Genomic DNA, 15,141 nt, shown 5'->3' with positions numbered 1-15,141 from the left:
CGCTCGCACAACATCGACAACAACGTGAACCGTCCACGCAACGTGGATGCGTTTGCACGCATCATGAAAACAGGGAGGAAACGTCATGCTGTGGTTCATCCTGCTGCTGGTTGCCGGCGCTCTTGCGCTTGTCTACGTAGAGGCGCGCGCATTATCGTGGCTTGCCTTCATGATCGTCTGGGTTGCGGCGGTACGAGTGAGCGGAGCGGCGGGCGTTGCTGCAACCACGCTTTGGGCCATCGTGCTGGTTCTCCCTTCCCTCGTGTTCGCCGTCAAGCCGCTGCGCCGCGCATGGCTCACGAAGCCGGTGCTCGACGTGTTTCGCAAGATCCTGCCGGAGATGTCGCCGACCGAGCGCGACGCGATCGAAGCCGGTACGGTCTGGTGGGACGCCGAACTTTTCTCCGGACGGCCTCATTGGGACAAACTGCTCGGCTATGGCCCAGCGACATTGACGGCGGAAGAGCAGGCGTTCCTCGATAACGAATGCGAGCAGTTGTGCGATCTCGCGAACGACTGGGAAACCACCATGGTGTGGCAGGACCTGTCGCCGCAAGCATGGCAGTTCGTCAAGGAGCGCGGCTTTCTCGGCATGATCATTCCGAAGCGCTACGGCGGCAAACAGTTCTCCGCATACGCGCATTCGCAGGTCATCATGAAGCTGGCCACGCGCTGCTCCGCGGCAGCCGTTTCGGTGATGGTGCCGAACTCGCTCGGTCCGGCCGAACTGTTGATGCACTACGGCACCGAAGAGCAGAAGAACCACTATCTGCCGCGTCTCGCGCGTGGCGAGGAAATCCCATGCTTTGCGCTGACGAGCCCGTACGCCGGTTCGGACGCCGCCGCGATTCCCGATGTCGGCATCGTTTGCAAGGGCATGTTCGACGGACGCGAGACGCTCGGCTTTCGCGTCACATGGGATAAGCGCTATATCACGCTCGGCCCGATCGCGACCGTGCTCGGCCTTGCGTTCCGGGCGCTCGATCCCGAGCATCTTCTCGGCTCGGCCGATGAACCCGGCATTACCTGCGCATTGATTCCAACCGACCATCCGGGCGTGAACATCGGTCGTCGTCATTGGCCGCTGAACGCCGTGTTCCAGAACGGCCCGAACTCCGGCAAGGACGTCTTCATTCCGCTCGACTGGGTGATCGGCGGACGCGCTCAGGTCGGCAACGGTTGGCGCATGCTGATGGAATGCCTCGCGGCGGGCCGCGCGATCTCGCTGCCGTCGTCGAATGTCGGCATGGCGAAGCTCGCGGTGCGCGGCACGGGCGCGTATGCCGCGGTTCGTCGCCAGTTCCGCACGGCTGTGGGCAAATTCGAGGGCGTGCAGGAAGCGCTCGGACGCATGGGCGGCAATCTCTATGTGATGGATGCCGCGCGCCGCCTGTCCGCACATGCGGTCGATCTCGGCGAAAAGCCTTCGGTGATTTCGGCAATCGCCAAGTATCACATCACCGAACGTGCCCGCATGGTGATCAACGACGCGATGGACGTCGCCGCCGGCAAGGGAATCTGCATGGGGCCGTCTAACTTTCTGGCGCGCGCGTATCAGCAGGTGCCGATTGCGATCACCGTGGAAGGCGCGAACATTCTCACGCGCTGCCTGATCATTTTCGGCCAGGGCGCGATTCGCTGCCATCCGTATGTGCTGAAGGAGATGAGCGCGACCCGCGAGACGGACGGCGGCAAAGCGCTGCGCGATTTCGACGACGCGTTCTTCGGCCACGTCGCCTTCACGCTTTCGAACGTGGTACGCAGCTTCGTCTACGGCATCACGGGCGGCGCATTCATTGCGAAGCCGCGCGCCGCGCATGCGCCGCTTCATGCGTATTACCGCGCGGCCACTCGGCTTGCCACCGTTTTCGCGCTGCTCGCTGATGTCTCCATGTTCGTGCTCGGCGGCGACCTGAAGCGCCGCGAACGCATTTCGGCGCGCCTTGGCGACGTGCTCTCGCAACTCTATCTGATCTCCGCAACGCTCAAGCGTTTCGAGGACGAAGGCCGTCAGGAAGACGATCTGCCGCTCGTGCGCTGGGGCGTCGAAGATTCGCTCTATCGCGCGCAACAGGCGCTCGACGGCGTGCTCGCGAACTATCCGAACCGCTTCGCCGCAGGCCTCGTGCGTGCGCTGGCGTTCCCGTTGGGACTGCCGCATCGCGAACCGTCCGACCGCCTCGGCAGCGACATCGCCGAATTGATGCAGACGCCTGGCGCCGCGCGCAACCGGCTGGTGTCGGACTCCTACGTGCCGCACCCGGACGTCGACGCGCTCGGCTACGGCGAACTCGTGTTCGAGCTGAATCCGCGCTTTACGCAAATCGAGCAGAAGCTGCGCGAAGCGGTGAAGGCGCGGCGCATCGAGCCAATGCCGCAGAGCGTCGTGCAACTCGCCGCGTGGGCCGACGCCGCGCTGCAACAAGGCCTGATCGACGCCGACGAGCGGCGCGTGCTCGGCGACTACGCGCGCTATGCCGCACAGGTCGTGAAAGTGGACGATTTCCCCGCCGATTTCGACATCCTCGCCAAACTGCAACAACGCAAGGAGACGCTCGAAAAGGTGATGGAAGCCGCGCTGTGATTTCAATGGACGCCTGTGCGACCGCATGAAAAAACCTCGCTGCGCGACACGCCGATGCGCCAAACTCAGTGCACACTGACAGACGTGCGGGCGTGTCCAGCGGAGCAACGAACAATATGAACGACTCTTACCTGAACTTCGTCAATTCGCCGTTCGGCGCGCGCGTTGCGCGTTCTCTGGGTCTTCCGAAGCCCGAGGTGCTGCGACGCTATCGCGCCGACGAGCCCGAGTTCGGCGGCCTGGTCGCGATTGGCGCCGGGCGCGAGCCGCATCTGCTCGATTCGCTGGCGGACCTGGTGGCGAGCATCGGCGTGACGAGCGTCGCGCATGAAAGCGCCGGATTGTGGATGCCCCTCGCACATCGTCACGGTCTGCTGACGGGGCGCTTCGAACCCGCGGAGTCGGGCTCGGCCGCGCGCGTCGGCGCATTGATCTTCGACGCGAGCGGTATCGACGACAGCACTCAGATGGAACCGCTGCACGCGTTCTTTCACGACACGCTGCGCTCGCTTGCAAAATGCGGGCGTATCGTCGTGTTGGGAAGGCCGCCCGAAGCATGCGCGAGTCCGCGTCAATGGACTGCGCAACGTGCGCTGGAAGGACTCACGCGTTCGCTTGGCAAGGAAGCGCGGCGCGGCATCACGGCGAATCTGGTCTATGTCGGCGAAGGCGCCGAGCTAGAAATGGAAGCCACGCTGCGCTTCTTTCTGTCACCGCGTTCGGCGTATGTGTCGGGCCAGGTGGTGCGGATCGCCGCAGACGGTCTGCATGGCGTCGTGAATCGCGTTGCCGTAACCCATGAGGGCGGTAACGACGCCGCATCGCCGTTCGACTGGAACCAGCCGCTCGCGAACCGGCGCGCGGTCGTGACCGGCGCCGCGCGCGGCATCGGCGCGTCGATTGCAAGAGTGCTCGCGGCGCAAGGCGCGCACGTGATCGGGATCGACATTCCGTCCGCGCGCGACGCGCTCGAAGCCACCATGCGCCAGTTGAACGGCACCGCCCTCGCCTTCGACATTGCGGCGCCCGAAGCGCCCGCGCAGATCGCCGCCGCGCTCGACGATCACGGCGTGGATATCGTCGTGCACAACGCCGGCATCACGAAAGACAAAACCATCGCGAAGATGACAGGCGGCGCGTGGCAAAGCGTGATCGACATCAACCTGTGCGCGCAGGAGCGCATCGACGACGCGCTGCTCGCGGCAGGCATTTTGCGCGACGGCGGGCGAATTGTCGGCGTGTCGTCGATCAGCGGGATCGCGGGCAATCCCGGCCAGACCAATTACGCGACGTCGAAAGCCGGCGTGATTGGCCGCGTGCAAAGCATGGCGCCGCTGCTGCGCCCGCGCGGCATCACGATCAACGCAGTCGCGCCGGGTTTCATCGAAACGCAGATGACCGCGAAGATGCCGCTGACCCTTCGCGAGGCAGGCCGCCGGATGAATTCGCTCGGCCAGGGCGGCCTGCCAGTCGACGTCGCCCAGACCATCGCGTGGCTCGCGCATCCAGGATCGGCCGGCATCAGCGGCCAGGTCGTGCGCGTGTGCGGACAAAGCCTGATCGGAGCATAAGCATGGATGAACCCGGGGATCCGTTTGGCGGGAATCATGCATCGCAGCTCGCGCCGCACCACGCGGTGCGACCCAGAACTGTCGTCGTCGAAACCTTGCCGACGCCGGCGAAGCTCTATGCGCGAGCTTTGTCGGGCATCGTCAAACGCGCACGCCCGACGCAGTTGCCCGCATTGCGCCTCGTGCGCCCCGCTGTCGCGCTCGACCCCGGGCCCGCGTGGCGTTATGCACGCGTGTGTGGATTCATCCCGGAACATGGCGTGCCTCTCACGTATCCGCATCTGCTCGCGTTCCCCTTGCATCTGCTGATGCTGACCGACCCGGCGTTCCCGTGGCCCGCGGTCGGCCTGCTGCATCTGGCCAATCATGTGCGTCTGCGCCGGCCGCTCGCGTACAAGGACCTGCTGCGCGTCGAGGTCGAATTCGGCGCGCTGCTACATCACGACAAGGGCCAGGCGTTTTTGCTGCATACCCGCATTTACCGGCGCGGCGAAGCGGTGTGGGACGGCGACAGCGTTTATCTGAAGCGCGGCGTGCCCGCGAGCGGCGCGCAACTCGAACCGCTTCAGGTCGATTCGGCAGCGCTGCAACGCATCGCGCGCTGGCAGCTTGCCTCGCAACTCGGCCGCGATTACGCGAGCGTGTCGGGCGACTACAACCCGATCCATCTGAGCGCGCTCTCTGCCAAAGCATTCGGTTTCCCGCGCGCGATCGCACACGGCATGTGGACGCTCGCGCGCGCGGCATCGTCCTTGCAGCCGCCCAAGCCGCTGGCCGAAGCAACGCTCAGTGCCGAATTCAAACTGCCGATGCTGCTGCCCGGCGAAGCGTCGTTGTGGAGCGCGTCGTCTTCGCTGATCGAACGCGATATCGAGGTGCGCGACATCGCCGGAGAAAAGCCGCATTTGCGCGGGCGCATGCAATGGAGATTGCAATGAAGCGCGCGCCGTCTGCCCGATAACGGCGCGCGCACTCGTTCCACCGACCATGAAACATACGCAACCAGAAGGAGCCAGGCATGTCCCACCCGCTGCCACCCGTGCGCCGCGTCGCGATAATCGGCGGTAACCGGATTCCGTTCGCACGCTCGAACACCGCGTATGCGAGCGCGTCGAATCAGGACATGCTGACCTTCACGCTGCAAGGACTGATCGACCGCTATGGCCTGCACGGCGAACGTCTCGGCGAAGTTGCGGCGGGCGCGGTCATCAAGCATTCGCGCGACTTCAATCTGACGCGCGAATCTGTGCTGTCCACCACACTCGCGAAGGAAACGCCCGCGTACGATGTTCAACAGGCTTGCGGTACGGGGCTCGAAGCCGCCATACTCGTCGCCAACAAGATCGCGTTAGGACAGATCGAAGCGGGTATCGCGGGCGGCGTCGATACGACATCGGATGCGCCCATCGGCGTCAACGAAAAGATGCGCAAGATTCTGCTCGAAGCGAATCGCGGCAGGAGTACGGGCGAGCGAGTGGGCGCGCTCGCGAAGCTGCGGCCCGCCATGTTTTTCAAGCCGCTCCTGCCGCGCAACGGCGAACCGCGCACCGGCCTTTCGATGGGCGAGCACTGCGAACTGATGGCCAAGCGCTGGAACATTTCGCGCGAAGCGCAGGACGTGCTGGCTTACGAGAGCCACCGCAAGCTGGCCGAAGCTTACGCGCGCGGTTTCGTCAACGATCTGATGACGCCGTATCGCGGCCTCGCGCGCGACAACAATCTGCGCTCGGACCTCACGCTCGACAAGCTCGCCGCGCTCTCGCCCGCCTTCGATCGCGACGCGGGCACGCTGACCGCAGGCAATTCGACGCCGCTCACCGACGGCGCCTCGGCCGTACTGCTTGCAAGCGAGGAGTGGGCCGCGCGCCACGGGTTGCCGGTGCTCGCCTATCTGAGCTGGTCGGAAACCGCGGCAGTCGACTTCTTCGACAAGAAAGAAGGCCTTTTGATGGCGCCCGCCTACGCGGTGCCGCGCATGCTCGCGCGAGCCGGACTCACGCTGCAGGACTTCAATTTCTACGAGATCCACGAAGCGTTCGCGGCGCAGGTGCTGTGCACGCTCGCGGCGTGGCAGGATGACGAATACTGCCGCACGCAGCTTGGCCTCCACGGGCCGCTCGGTTCGATCGACAGCGCGAAGCTCAACGTGAACGGCGGCTCGCTCGCAACCGGGCATCCGTTCGCGGCGACGGGCGGGCGCATCGTCGCGGCTCTGGCGAAGATGCTCGCTCAACTCGACAAGCCGGCGGGCACGGCGCGTGGGCTAATTTCGATCTGCGCGGCGGGCGGCCAGGGCGTGGTGGCGATCATCGAGCGCTGAGATTCATGGTGGCCGTAGCAAATGCAGCAACATGCTGGACCGCTTCAACCAGCACACAAACCATTGAAGCCAAGGCTTCAGGAGACGACCGATGACCCAGCCCACTCAAGCCTCGCTCTCGCCCGCCGCTGCGAACCAGGCAACCGGGCCCGCTCATGCCGATGCGGCGGCAACGCCTCACTCGACGCAAGACGCAACGGGGCCCACTAACCACGCCCCCAACACCGACGGCATCTGGTACGCGTCGTATCCCGCCGACGTGTCGCATGAGATCGACGTCGGCAAATACGAATCTGTCGTGCATTTCTTCGACGAATGCATTGCGCAATTCCGTGAGCGCGTTGCGTACGTCAGCGTCGGCGCGAGCATGACCTATGGCGAACTCGGCCGCAAGGCGACCGCCTTCGCCGCGTATCTGCAAAGCATCGGCGTGAAACCGGGCGAGCGCGTCGCGATCATGCTGCCCAATACGTTTCAATACCCGGTGTCGCTGTTCGGCGTACTGAAAGCCGGCGCGGTGGTGGTCAACGTCAATCCGCTCTACACCGTGCGCGAACTCGCGCATCAGTTGAAGGACAGCGGCGCGCAGACCATCATCGTTTTCGAGAACTTTGCGAAGACGGTGCAAGACGCGCTGCCGGGCACCAAGGTGCAGAACATGATCGTGACAGGACTCGGCGACCTGCTCGCCGACGGCCTGAATCTGAAGGGACGTGTGCTCAATTTCATGCTGCGCCACGTGAAGAAGATGGTGCCCGCGTACAGTCTGCCCAATGCCGTTCCGTTGCTGAAGGCGCTTGCCATTGGTTATACGCGGCCGCTCACGCCTGTTCGGCCGACGCATCACGATATCGCGTTTCTTCAGTACACCGGCGGAACGACCGGCGTCGCGAAGGGCGCGATGCTCACGCACCGGAACATCATCGCCAATCTGCTGCAGGCAAAGGCGTGGGCCGAAGGTCAATTGAGCGGAGAAGTGGAAACGGTACTCACGCCGCTGCCGCTCTATCACATCTATTCGCTGACGGTGAACGCGCTGATTTTCATGGGTCTCGGCGGACGCAACATTCTGATCGCCAATCCGCGCGACATGAAGCGCGTAATGATGATTATCCGTCACGAGAAATTCACCGGCATGACCGCGGTCAACACGCTCTACAACGCGTTTCTCGAGAACGAGGAATTCTGCAAGCGCGATTTCTCCGACCTGAAACTGGCAATGGCAGGCGGCATGGCAACGCAGCGCTCGGTAGCCGAGCGCTTCAAGGCCGTCACCGGCAAGCCGATTATCGAAGGCTACGGCTTGACCGAATGCTCGCCCATCGTGTCGATGAACCCCGTCGACATCTCGAACCTGCGCGACTTCGAAGGCTCGATCGGCCTGCCCGCGCCCTCCACGCAAGTCCGCTTCAGAAAAGACGACGGCAGCTGGGCCAACATCGGCGAAGCGGGCGAATTGTGCGTGAAGGGGCCGCAGGTCATGAAAGGCTACTGGAACCGGCCGGAAGAAACGGCGAAGGTGATCGACGACGAAGGTTGGCTTGCGACCGGCGACATTGGCGTGATGGATTCGCGCGGCTTCATCCGGCTGATCGACCGCAAGAAAGACATGATTCTGGTCTCGGGCTTCAACGTCTACCCGAACGAGATCGAAGATGTCATCGCGGCGCACCCGGACGTGCGCGAGGTGGCTGCAATCGGTGTGCCCGACGACGCCCAGGGCGAACGCGTGAAGGTGTTCATCGTGAAGCGCAATCCGTCGCTGACCGCCGAGCAGGTGATTGCACATTGCCGCAAGAATCTGACGGGCTACAAGGTGCCGAAGGTGGTCGAGTTTCGCGACGAGCTGCCGCAAACCAACGTCGGCAAGATTCTGCGCCGTGCGCTACGGGACGAGGAACTCGCGAAGCAAAAGACTGCCTGAGAGGCAAGGCGCTCGCATGATGTCTTGCGCCACCCTTTCGGAGAGTTCGATGACGCACCGCCTGTTCGCACGTCAGCGCATTGCCCGTTTCGTGCGGCCCGACGCTCACGTTATCGCTGGCGGCACCGCGCCGGCGCTCGCAGCGTCTCACAGCGCATCGCACCGGTCCGGTATCCGCAGGCTGCTGCTGGGCGCGTTGATGGCCGGCGCAGCGAGCGCCGCGACAGTGCCCGCGTTCGCGCAAAACGACGACAAGCCGCCGCCGCTCGAAGCCGCGAGCGCTGTCAAGGCGCCATCCACGCCTGCGTCGCAGGTCGGCAAGCTGACGCTCGATCAGCAGGTCAAATGGCTGCGCGCCGCGCAACAAAGCGGCGCGCTCGAAGCGCTCGGCGACGCGCAGCTTGTCGCGCTCTTCAAGTCGCTCGATCCGCTCGCGTTGCCGCGCTATATCAAGGAAGGGCCGAACGGCTACGCGTCGTATGAAATGACGATGTCGCGTTCGGAACGCATTCGCGGCCAGTGGCCCGACAAGCCGGACCATATGCTCGTGCGGGTCGCGCACGACCCGCTTCGCATCTACGCGAAGTGGCTGCCCGACGGTGCGCACGCCGGCCAGGAAATCCTTTACGACGAGTCCAAACGCGCGGACGAAATGTACGGACATCTGGGCGGCATCATGAACGTGATGCCGTTATGGACGTCGTTGAACGGCGCCCTCGCCCGCTCGCAATCGAATCACGACGTGCGCGATCTCGGGACCGAATACATTGCAGAGCAATACCTGGCCGAGGGCAAAAAATTTACCGAAGCCGGCCTGCCCCGCTCGACGCAGATCGAAGTGAAGACGATCGACGGTGTGCGTGTCGTCGCGTTCACGTTCGAGACACCGACCGGCCAGCCGCAGTTCTACGCAAAGAGGGAAACGCTCGGGCTCGATTTGCGGCATCCGTATTTCCGCACTGTCGAGTCTTATGACAACGACGGCCGCATCTTCGAGAAGATCGTGTTCGAAACGATCACGCCGAAAACTTTCGACGATTCCACTTTCGATCCCAAGAACAAGGCATATAAGTTCTAACGCGGCGCAAAGACGAAGCTAACGTGGGCTGACTGCGTGCCTTGCTCGCCGCTCCGTTCGTGGCCGTGCTCGATGCGATGCGTTGCATGCGTGGCGAGTTCTTTGAGCACGAAATAGTCTGATGCGCGCGTTACGCCGATTAGCCACGGCGTCGGCTGCTCGCTAGTCGACGCTCGAAGCATCGGTGCAAGCGCCGTGTGCCATAACAGGCCGATGTCGTTGCCGGTTTCGAATACCGGCAACTTCATCGCCGCCGCGTAGCGGGCAAACGCAGCGCTGAACGTGAGCGTGGAATCGGCAATCGCCAACGTGTCGCGACGCGCGGCGGCGTGCGTGAGCCATGGCCACGCGGAACCTGCCGTGGTGGAAAGCCATGCGCTCGTCATCATGAAGGTGCGCCGGTCCATGTGCTGGTCCGCCTCCTGGTTTGGTCAGCGAGCGCAATGCCCACCGGACAGTTGCGCCATGCCCGACCGACGTCGTCTGACGCTATGTATAGCCGCGCCGATCGCGCCACGCCGCAGGCCAGATGCCCTGCTTGCCCGGCGCGAGAACGCCGTTCGGGTCGAGCGCGTCCTTGATCGTTTCCGACAGTCGCAGCAATGCGCCGTCGTTGAAGTTGTATTGAGCGGCCGCGAAATCCATATACGCGAGGTGCGTGCGATATTGGCCGTAGCCGGCCGCGCGCGCATCGCTCATCAACGAGCGCAACAAGGCGCCCGCCTGCTCGACCTGGTTCGTATCGTCGCGATCGAAAATCGCCGCAAAGATGTGATGCAGATGACGCACGCCCGCTGTAAAGCCGCCGTAGTAGTCGAAACCGTACTCGGCCGCGCGGGCCTTCACCATCGAGTATTGGCGCAGCGCGTCGCGTCCGGTTGCCGGACACACCGGCGCAAAGTCCACATGCGCGCCCGCGCCGCCGCGCCAGTCGAGCATGCGGAACGCGCTCATTGCGGGAATGCCGGCGAGATTACGGTCACCGCCGGCGGTGGGCTGCGCGTCGCCCGCATAACGCTTCGCCAGCAGCCGCGCGTGAGGCACGCGCGCGAACGCGCGCTGCACGATTGCGTAGTGTGCATCGACCACCTCGGGCGTGCCGTACAGCGCAAAATGCAGATTCCAGCGGCCCACATCGAGCTTGTCGAGCATCGCGGCGACCGCGCTTTCGGGCATTGCGCCGGGCCCGTCGTACCATTGCGCGCGCGCCGACAATCCTGCCGCGCGCCGCAAGCCGCCCTCGATCACCGCGTGATTATGGATAGTTTCATCGAGCCGCAACGGCCGCAATATGTCGACGATGGGCTCCAGATCCGCTTCATCGCGGAACTGGATTTCGCCGAGCAGATACGCGGGCGGCGCGGGCATCAGCCAGACGCCGAGCTTGGTCACGATGCCGTAGTTCGACTGCATGAACATAGCGTCGAACGAAGGTCCGTAACCGGGCTGGTAAAGCTGCCATGCGGTGCTGGTGTCGATTGCGCCCATGCCCGTTCGCAACACGTCGCCGTTTGCCAGCACCACCTCCATTCCGCATTGCGTCGCCGCATGATCGCCGTACGGCGTGTAGCCGAAGCCGCGTTCGAGCGTGTTGCCCACCACGCTGCCCCAGCCGGCAGCCGGCGGATCGACCCACAGCCTGTAGCCCTTATCGCGCAGGTGCGCATGAAGATCGAAGTAGCTCACGCCCGGCTCGACGAGCGCATAGGCGAGTGTTTCGTTCACTTCGACGATGCGGTTCATCCGCTGCAGATCGAGCACGACCGAACCGGTAAGACGCGGCGCCGCGCCGCCGTACGCAAAATTGCGCCCGGTGGAGACGGTCCACAACGGAATGCGATATTGATTCGCCACGCGCAGCACCGCGCGGATTTCATCGACAGATGCGGGCAAGAGCGCGGCGCTCGCCGCGAACGCTTCGCGCTCGCCCGGCGCGAAGGGATCGAGATAGGTGGAGAGTCCGGCCGCCGAATCCACGACATGCGGCTCGCCGACAATCAAGCGCCAGGCGGCGAGCGCCCGGTCGAACTGCGCGGCGGAAACTCCCGGCGGCAAGTGGCGGATCAAGGGTTCTCCTTCAGCGGGGAAGGCTTGCGTGGTGTTCGCCCAGCAACAGCCGCTCTATTGTCACGCTACTGCCACGCTTCCGGCTTGCCACCGAGCGCACTGCAGACGTCGACCGCAATCGAGCGTAGCTTGCCTTCCGCGATCGGCCCTGACAACGCATAACCCATGCCGTCGCTGATCCAGTAGAAGGTGCGCCGGTTGCCGTCGCGTAGCAGGCGGAACGCGGTCTCGTCGCGCGCAGTGCCGGTCACATACAGCGTGAGCCGCGCGCCGGCGCGGTTCTCGTACATGAATTGCGCGGCCGGCCCCGCTTCGCCGGGCAACAGACGGCCGCCCACGAGCGAGTAGCCGTATTCCTGCAGCGACGGCACGGAAAGCGACCGGTTCAGACGCTTGGAAAGCCAGCTGATCAAATGCTCTTCTTCGCTCGCCGCGACTTCTACCGGATGACGCCGCTCAGGCGTATAAACCGCATACGCTACGTCGGCGCGTTCGGCGAAGCTGGGCGCCTGCGCACCGAGACCGTTCCACGCGCCGCCGGTCAGACGCGGCGCCAGCGGCCCCAACGCCAGCGTGAGCCCGGCGCCCGCCGCGAGCCAGCACGCGGCGATCCCCGCGCGCCGCCACCACGGCGTGCGCGGACGCAGGACGATGACGGTGGGCTCATCGGCATCGTCGGTTCTGCGCGCCGTATCGGCAGCCTGGCCAGCCGGCGAGCGACGCGCGTCGTCCTGCGGCGCGCCGCACAACACCTGCAGTGCTGCTTTTTGCGCCCGCCATGCGGCGACGCGCGCAGCGGCTTGCGGATGCGCGGCGAGCAGCGTCGCGATGCGTTCGCGTTCCGCATCCGACATTTCACCGTCGACAAACGCCGATAGCGCTTGCAGGTCTACCCCGTCGGGCAAGCTGGAATCGTGGTCGTCATTCATCGCGGGTTTCTCACTACTTTCAGCGGCGGCTTACGCGCCGGCTCCTGAGCGGGTCCTTCCAGCAACCCGCGCAGATGTTCGCGTGCGCGCGACAGTCGCGACATCACCGTGCCGACCGGCACGCCGAGCGCCTTCGACGTCTCCTGATAACTGAGCTCTTCGACGCAGACGAGCAACAGCACCTCGCGCTGCTCGATCGGCAGGCAATACAGCGCGCGCTGCAGATCGCGCAGCACGAGGCCGTCGACCTCGCGTTGCGGCGCTTCGAGGTTGCGCCAGGGCGCGCTTTCTTCATCGACGGCAATCTCGCGGCGGCCGCGCAACTGATCGATATAAAGATGCCGCAGAATGGTGAGCAGCCACGCGCGCAGGTTGCTGTTCGGCCGGAACGCCGCCCAGCGCGCAAGCGCGCGCTCCGCCGTATCCTGAACCAGGTCGTCGGCCCATGCGCGGTCCCCCGTCAGCGCGCGCGCGTAGCGGCGCAGCTGCGGGAGCCACGAGATCACTTCTGCTTCAAAGCTCACGCGGCGCGTGGCTCTCAGTAGCCGCCGCCGCTACTGTTGCCGCCGCTGGAGCTGGACGCGCTATTGTCGGCGGTGGAGGAGCAGGCGCTGGTCGCGAGCGACGCCACTGCGAGTGCGAATATCATCGCGACGATGCTGAGAGTTGCTTTCATACGAGTCTCCTTTGTCGACCGGAGTTAGCGCTTTAGCGCTTACTCCGGTCCCATGCACAGCGGTCGACCGGAGTTAGCGCTTTAGCGCTTAGTCCGGTCCCATGCAAAGCGGTCGACCGGAGTTAGCGCTTCAGCGCTTAGTCCGGTCCCATGCAAAGCGGTCGACCGGAGTTAGCGCTTTAGCGCTTGGTCCGGTCCCATGCAAAGCGGTCGACTGGAGTTGGCGCTTTAGCGCTTAGTCCGGTCCCATGTGAAGCGGTCGACCGGAGTTAGCGCTTTAGCGTTTACTTCAGCCCCATGCAAATCTGTCTCGACCAGCGTTAGCGCTTCGGTTCCTGCTTCTCAGTGCTTAACCCTGTCCTTGACTAAACGCGTTGGACCCGGAATTTATTCCACCGACGCGCTCGCAATGCCGGCATTTTCCGCCATCGACGGGAGCAAACGCGGGCCGTGGCCGAAGAAGCCGGTCAATGGTCGGCGGATTTCGTAACTCAACGTTACAGCCAATAGTTATCAGGTGCTTATGTGAGCGCAAGCCGTTATAGTGGACGCAGTTCGCCCGTCGACGCGTTCTGCCCCCACACAGGGTAGAATCGCGGCGAACAACCGTCTTTCTAACCTGAATTGTCCATGGCTTCCGCAGAATCGCATCCGCAAAACGACTTCATGAACGCTGCGCGCAAAGAACGAAAGCGCGTTGAGATTTACCTTGTCAATGGCATCCGCCTGACAGGGTGCATCGAGTCGTTCGATCAGTATCTGGTGATGCTGCGCACGCCCGTCGGCTTGCAAGGCATCTACAAGCGCGCCATCTCGACGATCCAGCTCGATACCGGAACCCGTCCGGCTCCGCGCGCGGGCCGTCCGTCGCATGGCGAGCACACCACGCGCGGCCCGCACGGCTCGCGGGAGCCGCGCGAGCATCGGGAACCGCGTGAACCGCGCGAATCGTATGGTGCGCCGTCATCCGACCGCCCTGCGCCAGAGCGCGGCAGCGCGTCAGACGCGCCCGTAGTGGTGACGCGCCGCCGGCGCCTGTTCGGCACGGGCGGCGACGGCGGCAACCACGGCAATCATGGCGGCGGCGGTCACGCGTAAGCGTCGACGTGCCCGCGGAGCGGCGCCGGTCACTTCGCGAGAGGACCGAGCCGCTGCAGAATTTTTTCTACCCTCGCCACCTGCTGGTCCGTCAGCTCGAACTTGCTTTTAACCGCCAACACGCGACGCCGCCAGTAGCCTGCGTCCAACATCCGTTGCGCCGGCTGCTTCGTTGCCCAATCCAGATGTTCCAGCTCTGCCTCCACCACGTGTGAAGCGTTGAAACGCTTGGCGCGCACGGGTTTCTTGTCCATGGTGTTTGCTGCCTTGTCGTTCGCCGATCGTGTTTGCGCTCCTCCCGAGCTGAGCATTGCAGGTTTGGCGCAGGCGGTCTGATGGGCCGGTCCACGCGACCGGTCATTGTTCTATTTTTCCGCACTGCATACCTGCGACACTCGGAAAACGAGCGGGCAGGCTCACGTTTGAAGTTTTTATTTATTCAGATTGGCGCGCGCCCGCGGCATGTCGCTCCGCGATTCTCGGACGAGTGCGCAAGCGCGTCCTATACCGTTCGGCCGATGTCGCCGATGCTCCCTTTGCGTTATGCTCAACCGTCGACTTCGTTCATTGGGAGCCTGTCATGACGAGCAAGAAGCACACTGCGTTGCCCGCTGCCGGAAAGCAGGCGGAACCGTCGATAGACTCGACGGATAGTCGCCTCGACGAGGCGTTGGAAGAGAGCTTTCCCGCTAGCGACCCGATCGCCGTCCACGAGCACGAGCCGCGTCGCGCATCGGAAAACGAGCAGCCGGTGACAGAAAAGAAGCGGCGCTAGCGCGCGCGGCAAGAAGGAAGGCGCATGCTACGAAGACCAGCGCAGTCCGCGCGAATGGAATTGCCGGCGCGTCGCAACGCGTCGTTTCGGCGGGCCGGGCTGCGGTAAAGCACCGCTAC

General features: G+C 64.1%; 14 protein-coding genes. 8 read left to right on the top strand and 6 right to left on the bottom strand.

Features of this window, described 5'->3' with window-relative positions:
* Window positions 1–85 precede the first annotated feature (85 nt).
* From ACTJLB_RS05240 to ACTJLB_RS05215, 6 genes are all read left to right on the top strand, one after another.
* The gene (locus tag ACTJLB_RS05240; RefSeq protein ID WP_440782675.1) at window positions 86–2,584 is read left to right on the top strand and encodes an acyl-CoA dehydrogenase; all 2,499 of its coding nucleotides are present in this window, start codon (window positions 86–88) and stop codon (window positions 2,582–2,584) included.
* Window positions 2,585–2,700: 116 nt separating this feature from the next.
* Window positions 2,701–4,155 (top strand): 3-oxoacyl-ACP reductase, encoded by a 1,455-nt coding sequence (locus ACTJLB_RS05235; protein ID WP_440782674.1) that lies wholly within the window; start codon window positions 2,701–2,703, stop codon window positions 4,153–4,155.
* Between the two features lie 2 nt (window positions 4,156–4,157).
* The gene (locus ACTJLB_RS05230; RefSeq protein ID WP_440782673.1) at window positions 4,158–5,093 is read left to right on the top strand and encodes a MaoC/PaaZ C-terminal domain-containing protein; all 936 of its coding nucleotides are present in this window, start codon (window positions 4,158–4,160) and stop codon (window positions 5,091–5,093) included.
* Between the two features lie 80 nt (window positions 5,094–5,173).
* Window positions 5,174–6,475 carry an acetyl-CoA C-acetyltransferase gene (locus tag ACTJLB_RS05225; protein ID WP_440782672.1) on the top strand — a complete coding sequence of 434 codons (1,302 nt, stop codon included), beginning with the start codon at window positions 5,174–5,176 and terminating at the stop codon, window positions 6,473–6,475.
* 91 nt (window positions 6,476–6,566) lie between these two features.
* The gene (locus ACTJLB_RS05220; protein ID WP_440782671.1) at window positions 6,567–8,399 is read left to right on the top strand and encodes an AMP-binding protein; all 1,833 of its coding nucleotides are present in this window, start codon (window positions 6,567–6,569) and stop codon (window positions 8,397–8,399) included.
* Between the two features lie 49 nt (window positions 8,400–8,448).
* Complete coding sequence (locus tag ACTJLB_RS05215) at window positions 8,449–9,477, top strand: DUF1571 domain-containing protein (protein ID WP_440782670.1); 1,029 nt, start codon at window positions 8,449–8,451, stop codon at window positions 9,475–9,477.
* On the opposite strand, the gene ACTJLB_RS05210 is transcribed toward ACTJLB_RS05215, so the two are convergent.
* The 5 genes from ACTJLB_RS05210 to ACTJLB_RS05190 all read right to left on the bottom strand — a co-directional run bounded on the left by ACTJLB_RS05210 (window position 9,474) and on the right by ACTJLB_RS05190 (window position 13,149).
* Window positions 9,474–9,884 (bottom strand): hypothetical protein, encoded by a 411-nt coding sequence (locus tag ACTJLB_RS05210; protein ID WP_440782669.1) that lies wholly within the window; start codon window positions 9,882–9,884, stop codon window positions 9,474–9,476. The genes ACTJLB_RS05215 and ACTJLB_RS05210 overlap by 4 nt on opposite strands.
* 82 nt (window positions 9,885–9,966) lie before the next feature.
* A complete protein-coding gene (locus ACTJLB_RS05205) occupies window positions 9,967–11,544 on the bottom strand; it encodes an FAD-binding protein (RefSeq protein ID WP_440782668.1) in 1,578 nt (525 codons plus the stop codon).
* A 65-nt stretch (window positions 11,545–11,609) separates the two neighbouring features.
* Window positions 11,610–12,473, bottom strand: coding sequence for an anti-sigma factor (locus tag ACTJLB_RS05200; protein ID WP_440782667.1), 864 nt, complete (start codon window positions 12,471–12,473; stop codon window positions 11,610–11,612).
* A complete protein-coding gene (locus ACTJLB_RS05195; protein ID WP_020070135.1) occupies window positions 12,470–12,997 on the bottom strand; it encodes a sigma-70 family RNA polymerase sigma factor in 528 nt (175 codons plus the stop codon). Before ACTJLB_RS05195 ends, ACTJLB_RS05200 begins: the two co-directional genes overlap by 4 nt.
* A 14-nt stretch (window positions 12,998–13,011) precedes the next feature.
* Window positions 13,012–13,149 carry a hypothetical protein gene (locus ACTJLB_RS05190; protein ID WP_179214194.1) on the bottom strand — a complete coding sequence of 46 codons (138 nt, stop codon included), beginning with the start codon at window positions 13,147–13,149 and terminating at the stop codon, window positions 13,012–13,014.
* 630 nt (window positions 13,150–13,779) lie between these two features.
* On the opposite strand from ACTJLB_RS05190, the gene hfq reads away from it, so the two are divergent.
* The gene (gene hfq, locus ACTJLB_RS05185) at window positions 13,780–14,247 is read left to right on the top strand and encodes an RNA chaperone Hfq (protein WP_020070133.1); all 468 of its coding nucleotides are present in this window, start codon (window positions 13,780–13,782) and stop codon (window positions 14,245–14,247) included.
* A gap of 29 nt (window positions 14,248–14,276) precedes the next feature.
* On the opposite strand, the gene ACTJLB_RS05180 is transcribed toward hfq, so the two are convergent.
* Entirely contained in the window at window positions 14,277–14,501 is a 225-nt protein-coding gene (locus ACTJLB_RS05180) for a hypothetical protein (protein ID WP_020070132.1), read from the bottom strand.
* Between the two features lie 326 nt (window positions 14,502–14,827).
* Here ACTJLB_RS05180 and ACTJLB_RS05175 point away from each other — a divergent pair, with 326 nt between their 5' ends.
* The gene (locus ACTJLB_RS05175; protein ID WP_027804963.1) at window positions 14,828–15,022 is read left to right on the top strand and encodes a hypothetical protein; all 195 of its coding nucleotides are present in this window, start codon (window positions 14,828–14,830) and stop codon (window positions 15,020–15,022) included.
* Window positions 15,023–15,141 lie beyond the last annotated feature (119 nt).

Origin of the sequence: Paraburkholderia sp. 22098 (genome assembly GCF_052045935.1) — a bacterium.
Taxonomy (GTDB): domain Bacteria; phylum Pseudomonadota; class Gammaproteobacteria; order Burkholderiales; family Burkholderiaceae; genus Paraburkholderia; species Paraburkholderia caledonica.
This window is presented reverse-complemented; position numbering and strand designations above follow the sequence as displayed.